The sequence below is a fragment of the Acidovorax sp. FJL06 genome (assembly GCF_003852545.1).
Classification (GTDB): domain Bacteria; phylum Pseudomonadota; class Gammaproteobacteria; order Burkholderiales; family Burkholderiaceae_C; genus Acidovorax.
Map to the genome: position 1 here is coordinate 1 of NZ_QAJR01000024.1, position 17,754 is coordinate 17,754.

16 protein-coding genes are annotated in these 17,754 nt (G+C 69.8%); 13 read left to right on the forward strand and 3 right to left on the reverse strand.

Translation table 11 applies throughout. From position 1 onward, the window contains the following. The first annotated feature begins 138 nt into the window (after positions 1-138). The 6 genes from otnI (at position 139) to DBV10_RS14250 (ending at position 8,846) form a co-directional block, all read left to right on the forward strand. Complete coding sequence (gene otnI / locus DBV10_RS14225) at positions 139-972, forward strand: 2-oxo-tetronate isomerase (protein ID WP_124514275.1); 834 nt, start codon at positions 139-141, stop codon at positions 970-972. A gap of 142 nt (positions 973-1,114) precedes the next feature. Beyond that, positions 1,115-2,605, forward strand: coding sequence for a methyl-accepting chemotaxis protein (locus DBV10_RS23335; RefSeq protein WP_124514276.1), 1,491 nt, complete (start codon positions 1,115-1,117; stop codon positions 2,603-2,605). A gap of 137 nt (positions 2,606-2,742) precedes the next feature. Beyond that, positions 2,743-4,827, forward strand: coding sequence for a methyl-accepting chemotaxis protein (locus DBV10_RS14235; protein WP_124514277.1), 2,085 nt, complete (start codon positions 2,743-2,745; stop codon positions 4,825-4,827). Positions 4,828-4,925: 98 nt separating this feature from the next. Continuing rightward, entirely contained in the window at positions 4,926-6,194 is a 1,269-nt protein-coding gene (locus DBV10_RS14240; protein ID WP_124514278.1) for a GGDEF domain-containing protein, read from the forward strand. 167 nt (positions 6,195-6,361) lie between these two features. Beyond that, positions 6,362-7,855, forward strand: coding sequence for a M20 family metallopeptidase (locus DBV10_RS14245; protein ID WP_124514279.1), 1,494 nt, complete (start codon positions 6,362-6,364; stop codon positions 7,853-7,855). Between the two features lie 118 nt (positions 7,856-7,973). After that, entirely contained in the window at positions 7,974-8,846 is an 873-nt protein-coding gene (locus DBV10_RS14250) for an alpha/beta hydrolase (RefSeq protein ID WP_124514280.1), read from the forward strand. 66 nt (positions 8,847-8,912) lie between these two features. Here the strand turns inward: DBV10_RS14250 and DBV10_RS14255 are convergent, their stop codons facing one another. Then, entirely contained in the window at positions 8,913-9,395 is a 483-nt protein-coding gene (locus DBV10_RS14255; protein WP_124514281.1) for a YidB family protein, read from the reverse strand. Between the two features lie 286 nt (positions 9,396-9,681). Further along, positions 9,682-11,052 (reverse strand): M20/M25/M40 family metallo-hydrolase, encoded by a 1,371-nt coding sequence (locus tag DBV10_RS14260; protein ID WP_124514282.1) that lies wholly within the window; start codon positions 11,050-11,052, stop codon positions 9,682-9,684. A 160-nt stretch (positions 11,053-11,212) separates the two neighbouring features. Between DBV10_RS14260 and DBV10_RS14265 the strand changes: the two genes are divergently transcribed. Next, positions 11,213-12,142 carry a LysR family transcriptional regulator gene (locus DBV10_RS14265; RefSeq protein WP_124514283.1) on the forward strand — a complete coding sequence of 310 codons (930 nt, stop codon included), beginning with the start codon at positions 11,213-11,215 and terminating at the stop codon, positions 12,140-12,142. On the opposite strand, the gene DBV10_RS14270 is transcribed toward DBV10_RS14265, so the two are convergent. Further along, positions 12,128-13,312, reverse strand: a complete 1,185-nt coding sequence (locus DBV10_RS14270; RefSeq protein ID WP_124514303.1) for an MFS transporter — start codon at positions 13,310-13,312, stop codon at positions 12,128-12,130. The genes DBV10_RS14265 and DBV10_RS14270 overlap by 15 nt on opposite strands. Positions 13,313-13,469: 157 nt before the next feature. Here DBV10_RS14270 and DBV10_RS14275 point away from each other — a divergent pair, with 157 nt between their 5' ends. From DBV10_RS14275 to DBV10_RS14300, 6 genes are read left to right on the forward strand one after another with little or no spacing between them, the layout of a single operon-like run. Continuing rightward, positions 13,470-14,537, forward strand: coding sequence for a peptidase U32 family protein (locus DBV10_RS14275; RefSeq protein ID WP_233589928.1), 1,068 nt, complete (start codon positions 13,470-13,472; stop codon positions 14,535-14,537). A 33-nt stretch (positions 14,538-14,570) separates the two neighbouring features. Beyond that, a complete protein-coding gene (locus DBV10_RS14280; RefSeq protein ID WP_124514284.1) occupies positions 14,571-15,512 on the forward strand; it encodes a U32 family peptidase in 942 nt (313 codons plus the stop codon). Positions 15,513-15,519: 7 nt separating this feature from the next. Then, on the forward strand, positions 15,520-16,140 hold the full coding sequence (locus tag DBV10_RS14285) for a hemolysin III family protein (RefSeq protein WP_124514285.1): 621 nt from the start codon (positions 15,520-15,522) through the stop codon (positions 16,138-16,140). A gap of 12 nt (positions 16,141-16,152) precedes the next feature. Continuing rightward, positions 16,153-16,719, forward strand: coding sequence for an SCP2 domain-containing protein (locus DBV10_RS14290; RefSeq protein WP_124514286.1), 567 nt, complete (start codon positions 16,153-16,155; stop codon positions 16,717-16,719). Beyond that, a complete protein-coding gene (locus tag DBV10_RS14295; protein ID WP_124514287.1) occupies positions 16,716-17,141 on the forward strand; it encodes a putative zinc-binding protein in 426 nt (141 codons plus the stop codon). The genes DBV10_RS14290 and DBV10_RS14295 overlap by 4 nt, the downstream gene beginning before the upstream one ends. Next, positions 17,134-17,730 (forward strand): UbiX family flavin prenyltransferase, encoded by a 597-nt coding sequence (locus DBV10_RS14300; protein WP_124514288.1) that lies wholly within the window; start codon positions 17,134-17,136, stop codon positions 17,728-17,730. The genes DBV10_RS14295 and DBV10_RS14300 overlap by 8 nt, the downstream gene beginning before the upstream one ends. The last annotated feature ends 24 nt before the right edge of the window (positions 17,731-17,754 follow it).

Below are 17,754 nucleotides of genomic sequence, written 5' to 3' on the forward strand. Positions count from 1 at the left end.
GTAAGTCGCTAATCAGGCGATTTTGCTTGCATCTGCTGCGCAAGCGCGCAGCGGCCCCGTGCCGCGCAGGATAAGCTGCCGTGCCCATTCTTTCTTTGCGCGACTTTCCCGGGTCCGCCCCTCCTGCCCCCGCCCGCCATGCCCCAGTTTGCTGCCAACCTGAGCCTGATGTACACCGAGCTGCCCTTCCTGGACCGCTTTGCCGCCGCCGCGCGCGACCGGTTCACGGCGGTGGAGTTCCAGTTCCCCTATGCCTTCGCGCCCGCCGAGGTGGCTGCGCGGCTGGTGGACCACGGCCTGCAGCCGGTGCTGCTCAATGCCCCGGCTGGTGGCGCCGACCGCGCCGCCATGGCCACGGCCTGGGAGCAGGGCGAGCGCGGCACGGCCGCGCTGCCGGGGCGAGAGGCCGAGTTCCGCGCGGGCGTGCAGGAGGCGCTGCGCTGTGCTGAGCGGCTGGGCTGCCCGCGCATCCATGTGCTGTCGGGCACCGTACCGCCCGGCGTGGAGCGCGAATCGCTCAAGGACTTGTGCGCGGGCAACTTGCGCTGGGCGGCCGACGAGGCGGCCCGCGCGGGGCGCGAGATCCTCATCGAGCCCATCAACCTGCGCGACATGCCGCGCTATTTTTTGAACCGGCAGGACCATGCCCACGAGCTGCTCGACGCGGTGCAGGCGCCCAACCTCAAGGTGCTGATGGACCTGTACCACTGCCAGATCGTGGAAGGCGACCTGGTCACCAAGCTGCAGCGCTACCTGCCCACCGGCCGCGTGGCGCATGTCCAGATCGCGGGCGTGCCCGGCCGCCACGAGCCCGACCGGGGCGAGCTGCACTACCCGTTTCTGTTCGAGACGCTGGACGCGCTGGGCTACCGCGGCTGGGTGGGTTGCGAATACCGCCCGGCGGCCGGCACATCCGCCGGTCTGGGCTGGCGGGACCGCGCGCTGGCTGCGGCGGTGGGCGGCGCCACCTAGCGGCCACCAGGCGCGTTCATCGGGGGGCCGGGCACTCAGGGATTGTCTGCATCCAGGGGTGGTTGCCGGCCCGAGGGACCGAGGCCGATAATTTCTGGCAGCCATCAGACGCTGTCTGGTGCCCCCCCACGGAGGTTCCGCCATGAACGCCCTGCCCGCACCCGCTACACGCGCTTCGTCGTCTTCTTCCGCACCGCCGTCGGCCACCCCGGCGGCGAACACCAGCCTGCAGGAGCAGGCCTTCATTGGCGACCGCGTGGCCCTCATCACCTGCGGGGTGGCGCTGCTGGGCGCGGTGGCCCTGGGCGTGCAGTACGACGCGCTGGGCCTGGCGCTGGGCGTGGCCGTGCCCCTGTTCGTCATGGGCGCGCTGGCCATGTGGGCGGCGCGTGGCACGCTGCTGTCGCGCCTGGTGTTGTGCACGGCACTGGTGGGGCTGGTGGTGGTGCACATCCAGGTGTCGCGTGGCACCACCGAATACCACTTTGGCGTGTTTGTCACGCTGGCCATCATGCTGGTCTACCGCGACTGGCGGCCCATCGTGCTGGCAGCGGTGCTGTTCGCGGTGCACCATGTGCTGTTCGACCGCCTGCAGGCCGCGGGCTTCGGCTTTTACTGCACCACGCAGGCGGATTTTGGCCGCGTGCTGGTGCATGCGGGCTACGTGGTGATCCAGACCGTGCTGGAGGTCGCGATGGCCGTGCGCATGCAGCAAACCGCGCGCCAGGGCGACGAGCTGCGCGAGCTGATTGCCGCCGTGGACCGGCCCGAGGGCATCAGCCTTGCCGTGGACCGCATACCCGTCACCACCCATGCCGCCGTCGCCATGCGCGATGCCCTGGTGCGCATGCGCATGGCCGTGGCGGCGGTGCGCGATGCGAGCAGCAGCGTGCGCGGTGCCAGCGCCGAGATTGCACAGGGCAACCGCGATCTGTCGGCGCGCACCGAGCGCCAGGCCTCGGCGCTGGCGCAGACGGCATCGTCCATGGACGAGCTGGGCGCCACCGTGCAGCAGAACGCCGGCAACGCCCAGCAGGCCAACCGGCTGGCCATCCAGGCCTCGGGCGTGGCCAGCCAGGGCGGCGAGGTGGTGGCCCAGGTGGTCGAGACCATGAAGGGCATCAACGACAGCAGCAAGAAGATCGCCGACATCATCAGCGTGATCGACGGCATCGCGTTCCAGACCAACATCCTGGCGCTGAACGCGGCGGTGGAGGCCGCGCGTGCGGGCGAGCAGGGCCGGGGCTTTGCGGTGGTGGCGGGCGAGGTGCGCAGCCTGGCCCAGCGCAGCGCCGAGGCGGCCAAGGAGATCAAGGGCCTGATCACGGCCAGCGTGGAGCGCGTGGAGCAAGGCACGGCCCTGGTGGACCAGGCCGGATCGACCATGACCGAAGTGGTCACGGCCATCCAGCGCGTGACCGCCATCGTGGGCGAAATCAGCGTGGCCAGCTCCGAGCAGAGCCAGGGCCTGGGCCTGGTGAGCGAGGCCATCACGCAGATGGACCAGGACACGCAGCAGAACGCCGCGCTGGTGGAGCAGATGGCGGCATCGGCCGACAGCCTGCACACCCAGTCCGAGGGGCTCATCCATTCGGTGGACGTGTTCCACGTGGGGGCCGGGGCGCGCGGCTGATGAGCCTGCGGGCGGTACGCGTGAATGCGTAAGGGAATGCGTGAATAAATGTAACAAGCCTCTGGCCGTAGATTCAGAGCAGGCCGGCCCCGCCGGCCTTGTGCAATTGGTGCATTCATTCCCAGGAGACATTCCCCATGGCCGCATCCCCCGCCAACAACCGTTCCGTCGCCCGCCAGGTCACGCTGATGGCCATTGCGCTGGTGGCCCTGGTGCTGGTGCTGGTGGGGTTGGCGATTGCGGTGCTGACCGAGCGCAGCACCCGCGCGCAGGTGGTGGCCAGCGTGGGCGACACGGCGCAGAGCGTGGCCCAGTCGCTGGACGCGGCCGACAACACCAACCGCGAGCTGGTGCAGCTCACCATGAAGGGCTTCCAGCGCTACTTCGAGGCCACCATGCAGCTCGACGAGGCTTCGGGCGAGCTGCGCAGCTACGGTGCGCTGGTCAACGAGGACTACGGCTCGGTCGATAAATTCGCCAGCGAAACCGGCGGCATCGCCACGGTGTTCGCCAGGAAGGGCGACGACTTCATCCGCATCACCACCTCGGTCAAGAACGACCAGGGCGCGCGCCAGCAGGGCACGCCGCTGGGCAAAGACGACCCGGCCTATGCCACCGTGTCCAAGGGCGAGCCCTACATCGGCGTGACGACGGCGGCGGGCAGGCCCTACATGGGCTACTACCTGCCGGCCAAAGACGCCTCGGGCAAGGTGATTGCGCTGCTGTTCATCGGCAACGACATCAGCGTGTTCCACGCCATGCTGCAAAAGCAGGTGGCGCAGACCAAATTCTTCGAGCATGGCGGCACCTACGTGATCAACCCCGGCACCTCGCTCGACAAGGCGGTGTTCGTGTACCACCCTACGGCGCGCGGCAAGCGCGTGCTGGAGGCCTACCCGCAGGCGCGTCCCTTCTTCGAGGCGCTGGCCGCATCGCAGGACGGCTTTGTGCGCGAGGCCGCCCCCGTGCTGGGCGCGGGCGCCGAAGACCCCTGGGCCCTGGTGCGCAAGACCGGCGGCGGCTGGTGGGTGGTGGCCGAGGTGGCCGACGGCGAGGCCATGGCCAGCCAGCGCCGCGTGACGCTGGCCGTGTGGGGCCTGATGGCCGTGGCCGTGGTGCTGCTGGCCATCGGCCTGTTCGTGATGCTGCGCCGGGCCGTGAGCCGCCCGCTGCAGGACCTGACGCAGGCCATCACGCTGGTGGCGCAGGGCGACCTGACCGAAGCGTTCGTCACCACGCGGCGCGACGAAATCGGCGCGCTGGTGCAGGAGGTCGAGGGCATGCGCCAGCGCTACACGCAGATGCTGCAGCAGGTGCGCAACGCGGTGGACAGCATCACCACCGCCAGCGCCGAGATCGCCAGCGGCAACCAGGATCTGTCGGCCCGCACCGAGGCCACGGCCAGCAGCCTGGCGCAGACCGCGCAGAGCATGGACCAGCTCACGGCCACCGTGCGCCAGTCGGCCGACGCCGCGCGCCAGGCCAACCAGCTGGCCAGCACCGCCGCCGAAGTGGCTGCGCGCGGCGGCCAGGTGGTGGGCGAGGTGGTCACCACCATGGGCGACATCAACCAGAGCTCGCGCAAGATCGCCGACATCATCGGCGTGATCGACTCCATCGCGTTCCAGACCAACATCCTGGCGCTCAATGCGGCGGTCGAGGCGGCGCGCGCGGGCGAGCAGGGCCGGGGCTTTGCGGTGGTGGCCAGCGAGGTGCGCAGCCTGGCCGGGCGCAGTGCCGAGGCGGCGCGCGAGATCAAGGCGCTCATTGGCGCCTCGGTGGAGCGGGTGGAGTCGGGCGCGCGCCTGGTGCAGAACGCGGGCAGCACCATGGACGAGATCGTGGGCTCGGTCAAACGGGTCGGTGACATCATTGGCGAGATCACCTCGGCCTCGGGCGAGCAGTCCGACGGCATCGGCCAGGTCAACACCGCCGTGAACCAGCTCGACCAGATGACGCAGCAGAACGCTGCGCTGGTGGAGCAGTCGGCCGCCGCCGCCCAGAGCCTGCGCGAGCAGGCCACGCGCCTGGCGGGCGCGGTGCAGGTGTTCAAGCTGCGGCACGGCGCAGCCCATTCCAAGGGCGACAACGCAGGCAGCGGACACGGGGGCCTGCCGGCCCTGGCCGCGCCGCTGGCGGACAGCGGACCGGCCCTGCAGGCCCCGGGCAGCAGAGCCCTGGGCGGCCGCGCGCGCGAACCTGCACAGGCACAGCTGCACTGATGGCGGCGGGCATGCTGGCACATTGTTGTTTCGCGCGCTGCGGTCCTTGGTTTATGCTGGGCTGATCCTCCACCCACCCCGTACCCGCCCCGCACTCCATGGCAGCCGATGTTCCCACCATGCTGGCAATGATCGTTGTCAGCTCGCTCATGATGGCGGCCTCCATGGCCGTCGTGGGCCGGGGGCGCCGCAGCGACGGCCTGGCGCGCTGGGCGGTGGCGCTGTTGCTCACCGCCATCGGTCACACCCTGATCATGCTGCGCGGTGTGGTGCCCGATGTGCTGTCGGTGGTGCTGGGCAACGTCCTGTTGTCCGGTGTGTTCGTCGGGCTGATCGCGGCGATCTACCAGTTCCAGGGGCGGCCCGCGCGCTGGCCGCTGCTGCTCGCGCCGCCCGCGCTGGTCCTGGGTTTCGTGGTCGTGTTCATCGACAACTTTGCGGCCCGCGTGAGCTTTGTCGGGCTGGTGGTCGGCCTGCAGGCCGTGTGGGCCCTGGCCACGGCGCTGGAGAGCCGCCATGCCACCGTGGGGCGCGGGCAATGGCTGCTGGTAGCGGGGCTCGGCCTGGAAGCCGCCGTGCTGGGCGTGCGCGCGCTGCTGGCCCTGAGCAGCACCGCCGTGGCCTCCGGCATCCTGCAGGCCAGCCTGCTGCAGACGCTCACCTTTTTGGCCACGTTCTCGGTGGTGCTCATCAGCACCATGGGCTTTGTGTTCATGGCACGCGACCGGGCCGACGAGAACAACCGCATCATGGCGGCCATCGACCCGCTCACGGGCGTGGCCAACCGCCGTTCGCTGATCGCTGCACTGGACCGCGATGTCTCGCGCGCCGTGCGCATGCGCGAACCGATCGCGCTCATGATGGTGGACATCGACCACTTCAAGCGCGTGAACGACCGCTACGGCCACCCCGTGGGCGACCAGGTGCTGTGCAGCGTGGTGAACGTGCTGCGCGGGCGCGTGCGCGCGCAGGACCTGGTGGGGCGCTACGGCGGCGAGGAGTTCATGGTGGTGCTGCCCGACACCACGCTGCTGGGCGCAGAGCAACTGGCGCGCGAGCTGTGCCGCGCGGTGGCCGAGTCGCGCTGTCGCATCGGCACGGTGGAGGGCCCCGAGGCCCGTGCCGACAACCGCGCCGAGCCGGGCGGGGGCACGAACATCGCCGTCACCGTGAGCATTGGCGTGTTCGGCGGCCGCCTGGAGTCGGGCGACAGCTGGGACATGCTGATCGCCGCTGCCGACCGTGCGCTCTACGAGGCCAAGGAAAACGGCCGCAACCGGGTCGAGGTGGCCATGGCCCTGCGGCGCCCGGCCGCGCAGCGGGCGGTGCTGGACAACCCCGACACCCATCCCGTGTCCCGGTACTGACGAAGGCCAGCGCAGGCCCTGCCCGGCCCGCAGGGCGTGGATGCTGTTGCAATGCAGCAAACAGGGCCCAAGGGGGTTTGGGCATCCCACGTGGCGCCCGCGCGGGGGTTGTGTTGGAATGGTGGTTTGGTCCACGAGACCCATCCCATGATCCAGGAGAGCCGCCCATGAACGCCCGCATTCCCGCCCACGCCCTGCAACCCGCCCTGGCCCTTGAAAGGGTCAGCCAGGCCTGGGACGACGACATTGTTCGCCAGCTCACCGACTACATCGCCATCCCCGCCAAGTCGCCCATGTTCTCGCCCGACTGGGCCGCGCAGGGCCTGCTGGACACCGTGGTGCGCAACGCCGCCGCGTGGGTTGAATCGCAGAAGGTCGCAGGCCTCACGCTCGAAGTGGTGCGCCTCGAAGGCCGCACGCCCGTGCTGTTCTTCGAGATCGAATCCACCCAGCCCGGCGCCACCGACACCGTGCTGATGTACGGCCACCTGGACAAACAGCCTGAATTCAGTGGCTGGCGCAACGACCTCGGCCCCTGGACGCCCAAGTACGAGGACGGCAAGCTCTACGGCCGGGGCGGCGCCGACGACGGCTACGCGGTCTACGCCAGCATCGCCGCCGTGCAGGAATTGAAGCGCCAGAACGTGCCCCACCCGCGCATCGTGGGCCTGATCGAGACCTGCGAGGAAAGCGGCTCGCGCGACCTGCTGCCCTACATCGAGGCCCTGAAGCCCCGCATGGGCAATGTGGCGCTGGTGGTGTGCCTGGATTCGGGCGCGGGCAACTACGACCAGCTGTGGCTCACCACCAGCCTGCGCGGCATGGCCACCGGCACGCTCAAGGTCGAGATCCTGACCGAAGGCATCCACTCGGGCGACGCCTCGGGCCTGGTGCCCTCGTCGTTCCGCATCATGCGCCAGGTGCTCGACCGGCTGGAAGACAGCGCCACTGGCCGCCTGCTGCCCCAGAGCTTCCACTGCGAAGTGCCCGCCGACCGCCTGGGCCAGGCCCGCGCCACGGCCGCCATTCTGGGCGACGAGGTGTACAAGCGCTTCCCCTGGGCGCACTACGACTGCGGCGGCTCCACCACCTTTGCGCTGCCTACCACCACCGACCCGCTGCAGGCCCTGCTCAAGCGCACCTGGGAGCCCACACTCAGCGTGACCGGCGCCGAGGGCTTCCCGGCGCTGCAAGACGCGGGCAACGTGCTGCGCCCCTACACCGCCTTCAAGCTCAGCCTGCGCCTGCCGCCCCTGGTGGATGCCGGCCAGGCAGTGCAGGAGCTGAAAGCGCTGCTCGAAGACAACGCGCCCTACCAGGCCAAGGTCACCTTCCAGGGCACCAGCGGCGCCACGGGCTGGAACGCGCCCAGCACCACGCCCTGGTTCGAGCAGGCGCTCAACGCCGCCTCGCAGGCCCACTTCGGCGCACCCTGCGGCTACATCGGCCAGGGCGGCACCATCCCGCTCATGAACATGCTCAGCGAGGGCTTCCCCACCGCGCAAATGATGGTCTGCGGCGTGCTGGGCCCCAAGAGCAACGCGCACGGCCCCAACGAGTTCTTGCACGTGCCCTACGCCAAGAAGCTCACCGCCGCCGTGGCGCAGGTGATTGCCGCGATGGCGCAGCAGCAGGCGCCCGCCGCCACTGCGGCCGCCTGATCCCCGGTCACGCACCGCCGCTGAGGGGCTGCAGCGCATGCAGCCCCTTTTTTTGCGTTGGGCTTTTGCAGCCTGCCGGGTATGCTGCTCGCCATCCCCCTGACAGCCCCCGCTGCCCATGAACCCCGACGAACTGACCCCCTCGACCCTGACCTCCTTCACCGCCAGCGATGGCGAGAACCTGGCCGTGCAGGACTGGCCCCTGCCCGAGGGCGAACCCTGCCGGGGCACCGTGCTGCTGGTGCACGGCCTGGGCGAGCATGTGGGCCGCTACGACCCGGTGGCGCGCAGGCTGAACGACTGGGGTTTTGCGGTGCGCGGCTACGACCACTACGGCCACGGTGAATCGTCCGGGCCGCGTGGCGGGCTCACCAGCGACCTGCGCCTGCTCGATGACCTGGCCGACCTGGTGGACGCCACCCGCGCGCGCATGCCGCAAGGCCAGCCCCTGGTGCTGCTGGGCCACAGCATGGGCGGGCTGGTCGCCGCGCGGTTTGCGGCCATGCACCTGCGGCCCATCGATGCGCTGGTGCTGTCGTCCCCCGCGCTGGACCCGGGCCTGAACGCGGTGCAAAAGCTGCTGCTGGCCACGCTGCCACGCATTGCGCCCAACCTGCGCGTGGGCAACGGGCTGGATGCGCAATACCTCTCGCACGACCCGGCCGTGCCGGCGGCTTACCTGGCCGACCCGCTGTGCCACGACCGCATCAGCGCGCGCCTGGCGCGCTTCATCGCCGACGGCGGCCCGGCCACCGTGGCCCGCGCCGCGCACTGGAGCGTGCCCACGCTGCTGATCTGGGCCGGCAGCGACAAGTTGGTCAACCCCGCTGGCAGCCGCGCCTTTGCCGCCGCCGCGCCCCCGGCCCTGGTGCAGTCGCACTGCTTCGAGCCTTTGTTCCACGAGCTGTTCAACGAAAGCCCCGAGCTGGCCGCGCCGGTGTTCGAGCGGCTGCAGCAATGGCTGCAGCGGCGCTGCCCGGTGGCGGGCTGAGCGCCGTCGGCGTGCGGCCTGAAGGAAATGGGCTGTTAGCGCTTGTCTACCAAGCGCTAACAGCTATCATTTTTGAAGCAAGCCGCCCAGCATTCCGAACAGGTCGTTGGCATTGCCAAACCCGCCCTGCGGTGCATGGCCCTGGGGGCTGAGCTGGTCCACCAGGCCCGGCAGCACCTGGGCCAGCTGCCCGGCGGCCGCACCCGAGCCCACGCCCAGCTGCGCTGCGATCTGCGACAGCGGGCCGCTGCCCAGCACGTCCGAGAGCTGCTCGCCCGAGATCGCGTGGTTGGGCCCCGTGCTGAGCCATGAGGCGATCACATTGCCCATCCCGGCTTGCTGGAACTTGGCCATCAGGCCCGGCAGCCCGCCCACGGGGCCGTCGTTGCTGATCAGGGACATCACGGCCTGGATGAGCTGCGGGTTCTGCGCGGCCAGGCCCAGCAGGCCGCCCAGGCCGCCGGCCGCGCCGCCGCCCGCGTGGCCCGGTGCGCCGCCCTGCGACGCGTTGTTGATGACGGCACCCAAGACGGAATCGAGCAAGCCCATGGCGATCTCCTGCAGAAGGAACAAAACAACAAGCGGGCCGAACATCCACATGGCGCTCGGCATGCACCGCACACCGCGCGCGGCCCAGAACCGCCGATGGTACGCAGGTGGAGCCCGGCCCCACTGTCAACAATGGTGAATTGCAGCGCAATGGCCCGGGCGTGGCTTGGCCCGTTTGCCCTGCCCGCACCAGCTCCATCCGTTCGGGCTGAGCCTGTCGAAGCCAGGGCCTGCGGGTCTACTGAAACTCCCTTCCGCCCCTGACTCAGGGGACCGCACTACTGCACTATCGGTTGCGTGGAGGGCGCTTTTCCAGCAGCGGCTCGCTCACCCCTTGCACGCCCACCAGGCCCAGCACGGTGACCAGCGAGGTCTGCGCGCCCTTCCAGGCATCGGTCAGGTCGATCCATTCCGACAGCGCATGAAAGCCGCCCGTCTTGCCCCCACCGCCGATCACGATGGCGGGGATGCCCAGCGCCATGGGCACGTTGGCGTCGGTGCTTGCGCCGCCCAGCACGGTCTTGCGGCCGAACGCCGTGTTGGCGCGCACGGCGGCTTCCACGATCAGCGCGTCGGCCGCCGTGCGGCCACCGGGCCGGTCGCCGATGAGCTTGGTCGATGCGCTCAAGGTGTTCACGCCCCAGCGCGTGTTCTCTTCGGTCACGGCGCTGTCCACGGCGGCCAGCACCTGCTTTTCGGTGGCCAGCAGCGGGGCCATTTCGTCGGAGCGGATGTCCACCGCCATGCGCGCATCGGGCGCGATGGTGTTCACCGAGGTGCCGCCGCCCACGGTGCCCACGGTGAAGGTGGTCTTGGGGCTCTTGGGCGTGCGGATCTCCGCGATCTTGGCGATGGCGCGGCCCATGCCATGGATGGCGCTGGGCACCTCGCCAAACGCGGCGTAGCTGTGGCCGCCCGGGCCCTTGAAGGTCACCTCGTGGCGGTGGCTGCCCGTGCCCAGCACCAGCACGGTGCCGTCGGGCGCGGGTTCCAGCGCCACCATGCCGTCGATGTCCAGGTGCTCCTTGAACAAATGCTTCATGCCGCGCAGGTTGCCCAGTTCTTCCTCGCCCACGTTGCCCACGAACACCAGGTCGCCCACGGTGGCGATCTTCTGGTCGTTGAGCACCTTGAGCCAGGACAGCAGCACGGCCAGGCCGCGCGTGTTGTCCGAGATGCCGGGCGCGTGCAGCTTGCCGTCGCGCTCCTTCACCTTCACGTCGGTGCCGGCAGGGAACACGGTGTCCAGGTGGGCCGAGATCACGAGCTTGGGGCCCTGGCCCGTGCCCTTGCGGATGCCCACCACATTGCCTTCGGCGTCGATGGCGGCGCTGGCCAGGCCCAGGGCCTTCAGGCGCACGAGGAAGGCCTCGGCGCGCTTTTGTTCCTTGAACGGAGGCGCCTCGATCTCGGTGAGCATCTTGAGGTCTTCCGTCGCGCGGTCGTGGTCGGCCTTCACGGCGTCCAGCAGCTGCAGGATCTGCGGTGCGGCCATGAGCTGGGTGTAGGCCTTGTCCACCGCTGGGCGCAGCGTGGTGGGTGTGGGCGCCACCGCGCCGAACTGTGCATGGGCGGCGGGGCCCAGCAGCGTGGCGGCGGCCAGGGCCAAGGCGCCAGCCAGGGGGGTGAAGCGCAGGGGATGGGCAGGGTTTTTCATGGGGCGGGCCACAGTCAGCGGAAAGAGGAGTACCGGACTGCGGGGCTGCACCGATGGCGCCCCGTGTCCGGCGGGAAGGCCTTGCCATTGTTGGGCCGAATGGCCGGTTCCGGTTCTGCTTTAATCTGCCGAGCCGGCAGTTTTTCTAACATCTGTCCCCATGCGCCACCACATCCCCAGCACCCGCGCCCTGCTCGTTTTTGACGCGGTTGCGCGCCACCATGGCGTGAGCAAGGCCGCCGAGGAGCTGTGTCTCACCCACAGCGCCGTGAGCCAGCAGCTGCGCCTGCTCGAAGGCCAGCTGGGCCTGCAGCTGGTGCAGCGCGGCGCGCGCGGCTCCACGCTCACCGAGGTGGGCCGCCGCTACCACGCGCAGATCGCGGGCGACCTGCTGCGCTTGCAGAACCACACGCTTGAAGCCATGGCCCAGCGGCCCGACGGCGCGCGCCTGCTGGTGGGCTGCGTGCCCGTGTTTGCCGAGCGCTGGCTGCTGCCGCGCCTGCCCGCCTTTGTGGCGCAGCACACAGGCTGCAGCCTGCACCTGCAGGTCTACCCCACGCAGATCTACATGGCCGAGATCCCGTTCGATGTGGCCGTGCAATACGACGACGCCCCCTGGCCGGGCGTGCAGCCCACGCCGCTGATGCGCGAGGTCTGCGTGGCCGTGTGCGCACCGCAGTCGCGCCACCGGCGTGCGATGGAGCACGGCGACTTCCGCGCGGTGCCACTGCTGCAGCTCAGCTCGCGGCTGGGCGCGTGGGACGCGTGGTTCGCCCGCGCCGGCACCACGCGCGGGCCTGCGCACAGCCTGGGGGGCCACCGCTTCGATCTGTTCTCGATGTTGGTCGAGGCCGTGCGCGCCGACCTGGGCGTGGGCCTGGTGCCCCGGTATTTTGTTGAGCGCGAACTGCAATCGGGCGAGCTGGTGCTGGCCCACCCGCACCACGACAGCGGCGTGCGCGGCTACAGCCTCTTCGTGGCCCCGGGGCGCCTGGAGGACCCGGCGGCCGCAGCTTTTGCACAGTGGCTGGGCGCCACGGTGGCGGCCGAAAGTGCGGCCGCCGCCGGGTTGCCGTCAGACGCCGGGTGAAACGCGCTTGCGCTGCACGGCCAGCCACGCCAGTGCCAGCCCCGTCACCACGATCGGCACCAGCGAACCCGCGTTCAGCAGCGTCCAGCCCTGCGTGGTGACCAGCACGCCCGACGAAAACGCGCTCAGCGCCAGCGTGGCGTACACGCAGAAGTTGATGGCTGCCTGGGCGCGGTCCTTTTCCTCGGGTCGGTAGGCCGTCATGGCCAGCGTGGTGGAGCCGGTGAACAGGAAGTTCCAGCCCACGCCCAGCAGGAACAGCGCCCCCCCGAAGTGGTGCAGCTCCATGCCCATCAGCGCCACGGCCACGCAGGCCAGGTTGAGCAGCACCCCCGCGCCCATGATGGGCAGCACGCCAAAGCGCTTGATGAGGTGGCCTGTGACAAAGCCTGGTGCGAACATGCCGATCACATGCCACTCCAGCACCAGGGCCGAGGCATTGAAGTCGAAACCGCAGACCTGCATGGCCAGCGGCGTGGCGGCCATCAGCAGGTTCATCACGCCATAGCCCAGCGCCGCACCCACAATGGCCACGACAAAGGCGGGCTGGCGCATCAGCACGGCAAGCGGCCTCCCTTGCTCGGGCTGCCCTGCGGCGTTGAGCACCACGGGCTGCGCCGCAAAACGGATCGCCGACATGCACAGCATGGACAGCAGTGCCACCGCCATCAGGGCGATGTAGGCCCCCGCAAACGGCACGGGGAACAGGGTGCGCGTGGCGCTGGCGAGGTTGGGCCCGGCCACGGCACCCAGCAGGCCCCCGGCCAGCACCAGGGACACGGCCTTCTCACGGTTGTCGGGCGTGGCCAGTTCGGCGGCAGCAAAACGGTAGAGGCCGCCGTTGGCGCTGTAGTAACCCGCCACCACCGTGGCCGCGCACAGCAGCCAGAAATTGGCGCTGAACGCAGCCCAGGCACACAGCGCGGCCGACGCCACGGCCACTGCCAGGCCGATCTGGAACGACACCTTGCGTCCCCAGCGCATCTGGGTCTTGGCCACCAAGGGCGTGGACAGCGCCCCGCCCACCACATAGCCCATCACCGGCAGCGTGGCCATCCAGCCAAACGGCGCCAGCTGCAGGCCCACCAGGCCGTTGATGGCGATGAAGACGACGTTGTTGGTGAGGAACAGGCCCTGGCACAGGGCCAGCAGCCACAGGTTGCGGTTCATGAGGTGGGTCAAGAGAAACTTGAAGTGGGTCAAGGCGGTGACCGGATCTGGGTCAATTCCGACAAAAAAACTCTGCCATTGTGCGCCCGCTTTGATCGGGATCAGCGGGCGCAGGGCAGGGGCGCCGTACCGTGCGGGCCTGTTTAGATGGACCGCGATGGAATCCGTGACCGCATTGTCTCCCGCACCCCCTGCCGCCCCCGCTGCATCGACCGCGCCTTGCGCCCCCGAACTCGTCTGCCCCGCCGGCAGCCTGCCCGCGCTCAAGGCGGCCGTGGACCACGGCGCCAACTGCGTCTACCTGGGCCTGCGCGACGCCACCAACGCGCGCAATTTCGCGGGCCTCAATTTCGACGAGGCGGCCATTGCCAATGGCATCGCCCACGCCCATGCGCGTGGCTGCAAGGTCTTCATGGCGCTCAATACCTACCCACAGGCGGCCAACCCCGCGCCGTGGCGCAGCGCGCTGGACAAGGCGGTGGACCTGGGCGTGGACGCCGTCATCCTGGCCGACCCCGGCCTCATGCAATACGCCGTGCAGCGCCACCCCGCGCTGCGGCTGCACCTGTCGGTACAGGGCTCGGCCACCAACTACGAGGCCATCAACTTCTACCGTGAGCAGTTCGGCATCGTGCGCGCCGTGCTGCCGCGCGTGCTCTCGCTGGAGCAGGTGCGCCAGGTCATCGACCGCACGCCGGTGGAGATCGAGGTGTTCGGCTTTGGCAGCCTGTGCGTGATGGTCGAGGGGCGCTGCGCGCTGTCGTCGTACGTGACCGGCGAATCGCCCAACACCCACGGCGTGTGCTCGCCCCCGAAGGCCGTGCGCTGGGTGGAGACCCCGCAGGGCCGCGAGTCGCGCCTGAACGGCGTGCTCATCGACCGCTACGCACCCGGTGAGAACGCGGGCTACCCCACGCTGTGCAAGGGCCGCTTCGACGTGGGCGACGACGAGAACTACTACGCCATCGAGGAGCCCACCAGCCTCAACACGCTGGAGCTGCTGCCCCAGTTGCTGAAGATGGGCGTGCGCGCCATCAAGATCGAAGGCCGCCAGCGCAGCCCGGCCTACGTGGCCCAGGTCACGCAGGTCTGGCGCGAGGCCATCGACCAGTGCCTGGCCAGCCCGCACCGCTATGCGCCCAAGACCCACTGGATGGCCAGCCTGGACCAGGTGGCCGAAGGGCAGCAACACACCCTGGGCGCCTACCACCGCCCTTGGAAGTAACACCCCCGCGATCAACCCCCCGGAAACCGCCCCATGAAACTCTCTCTCGGCCCCCTGCTGTACTACTGGCCGCGCGACACCGTGGTCGCGTTCTACGAGGCCATGGCCGCCACGCCCGTCGACGTGGTGTACCTGGGTGAGACGGTGTGCTCGCGCCGCCACGAGCTGCGCCTGGCCGACTGGCTGGCGCTGGCGCGCATGCTGCAGGGCGCGGGCAAGCAGGCCATCCTGTCTAGCCAGGTGCTCATCGAGTCCAGCGCGGACGTGGGGGTGATGCACAAGATCACCGGCAACGGCGAGTTTCTGGTCGAGGCCAACGACATGGGCGCCGTGAGCTGCCTTGCGCAGGCACCCGGCGGGGCCCAGGCCTTTGTGGCCGGGCCGCACCTGAACCTGTACAACGCCCACTCGCTGCAGTGGATGGCGCAGCTCGGTGCCACCCGCTGGGTCATGCCGGTGGAGATGTCACAGGAGGCGCTGCGGGCCGTGCTTGCCCAGCGGCCCGCCGGGCTGGAGACCGAAGTCTTCGCCTATGGCCGCATGCCTCTGGCCTACTCGGCCCGCTGCTTCACGGCGCGCCACCGCAACCTGCCCAAGGACGACTGCCAGTTCAGTTGCCTGCAGCATGCCGACGGCCTGCCGCTGCGCACGCGCGAGAGCGAGGGCTTTTTGGTGCTCAACGGCACGCAGACGCAGTCGGCCCGGGTCTACAACCTGGCCGACGAGCTGGCGGGCCTGCGCACCAGCGGCGTGGATGTGGTGCGCCTGAGCCCGCAGGCCCAGCACATGGCCGAGGTCATTGCCGTGTTCGACGAAGCGCGGCGTGCAGCGGCCCCCGCTGCGGGCGCGCACGCCCCGCAGTTTGTGGAGCGCATGCAGCCCCTGATGCCCGACCTGCCCTGCGACGGCTACTGGTGGGGCCGCCCCGGCCTGGAGCAAGGCCGGGTGGGCGCCACTGCGCCGCGCGGAGGCTGACCCCGCCATGTACGCCGGCGAACGATTCAACAGCATCAGCCACGGGGTGGGTGCGCTGCTGGCGGCGGCGGGCACGGTGGTGCTCGTCACGCTGGCCGCGCGCCTGGGCGACCCCTGGAAGCTGGTGTCCTTCAGCATCTACGGCGCCATGCTGGTGGCGCTGTATGCGGCCTCCACCGCGTACCACAGCGTGCGCGGGCGGGCCCTCAAGGCCGTGCTGCAAAAGCTCGACCACTGCAGCATCTACCTGCTGATCGCGGGCAGCTACACACCGTTTGCGCTGGTGTCGCTGCGCGGGCCCTGGGGCTGGTCGCTGCTCGGCGTGGTGTGGGGCCTGGCCCTGCTGGGCGTCGTGCAGGAGGTCTGGTGGGCGCGCGGTGCGCGCGTGCTCTCGCTGGTGCTGTATGTGCTCATGGGCTGGCTGGCGCTGGTGGCCGTGGTGCCGCTGTGGCAGGCGCTCACGCCGGGCGGCTTTGGCTGGCTGCTCGCGGGCGGGGCCTGCTACACGCTGGGCATTGTTTTCTATGCACTGGACCACCGCGTGCGCCATGGCCACGGGCTGTGGCACCTGTGTGTGCTGGGCGGCAGCGTCTGCCATTTTTTTACCGTCGTTTTTTATGTGGCGTAGCGCCACAACGCCATGGCTTCCACCTTTTCTTCCTCCTCGTCCTCCCCCAAGGCCTCTGCCGATCTCCTGGTGGTGCCGTCGCCTGTGGGCGCCCTGCTGTCGCGCTTGCCGGCCTATCCTGGCTCCCTGCTGCTGGTGACGGCCCTCAACCTGGCGCTGGCGCGGCACCTGCCCGCCGATGTGGGGCACCTGCTGGCGCACAAGAAGATGCGCGTGCAGGTGCGCGACGCGCGCCTGGCCTTTGACTTTGCCTGGACGGGCCAGCGCTTTGCGCCCCATGCGCCGCTGGCCGCGCCCGCCGTGGCGGACCTGACGCTCAGCGCCACCGCGCATGACTTTTTGCTGCTGGCACAACGCAAACAGGACCCGGACACGCTGTTTTTCAGCCGCCGCCTGTCGATGGAGGGTGACACCGAACTGGGCCTGGTGGTGAAGAACGCGCTCGACGCCATCGAGCTGCCCGTGCTCGACCCGCAGCAGTGGGTCGATACGCTGCATCCACGCCAGTGGACCCACCAGCTGGCGCCGCGCGAAGTGCTGGCGCGCATCCAGCGCCGCGTGCGCGCCCCCCGAGGATGAACCCCATGGCCGCCGATCCTGACCACCCCCTGGTCTATTCCTGCTCGGGCTGCTCCAGTGCCGCGCAGCTCGCCAACCATGTGGCGCTGCAGCTCGACCGGCGCGGCGTCGCCGAGATGTCCTGCATCGCCGGTGTGGGCGGCGATGTGCCCCACCTGATGAAGACCGCGCGCTCGGGCCGGCCGATCATCGCGCTCGATGGCTGCCCGCTGGTCTGCGTCAAAAGCACGCTCGCGCGCCATGGCATCGCGGCCGACCGGCATTACCAGCTGCAGCAGTACGGCGTGAAAAAACGCGCACACGAAGACTTCGACCCGGTGCAGGCCGCGCTGGTGCTGGAGCAGGTCGAGGCCGACCAGCAGGCCGAGCCACTGCAACGCCCGGCTCTGCGGCCCACCGCCATGGAGCCCACGCATGGCTGAGGCCCCTCCTCTGCGCCGCATCGTCATTGCCATCTCGGGGGCCAGTGGCGCCGTGTATGGCGCGCGCCTGCTGCAGGTGCTGCAGGGCCTGCCTGGCATCGAGACGCACCTGGTCGTCTCCGACGCGGGCTGGCGCAACCTGCGCCACGAGATCGACATGGAGCGCTCCGCCGTGGAGGCGCTCGCGCACCACGTGCACGATGTGCACAACGTGGGCGCGGCCATTGCGAGCGGCTCGTTCGACTGCCATGCGATGGTGGTCGCGCCCTGTTCCATGCGCACGCTGGCCGCCATTGCGCATGGGCTGGCCGACAACCTGCTCACCCGCGCGGCCGACGTGGCCCTGAAGGAGCGCCGCCGCCTGGTGTTGCTGGTGCGCGAGTCGCCCCTGCACCTCGGCCACCTGCGCAACATGGTGGCCGTGACCGAGATGGGCGGCATCGTCTGCCCGCCGCTGCCCGCCTTCTACCTGCGGCCGCAGACCGTGGGCGACGTGGTGGACTACAGCGTGGCGCGGGTGCTCGACCTGATCGACGTGCCCCACGGCCTGGCGCCGCGCTGGGCGGGGCTGGAACCGAATGCTCCCTAATTGATAGCTGTTGGCGCTTGATGG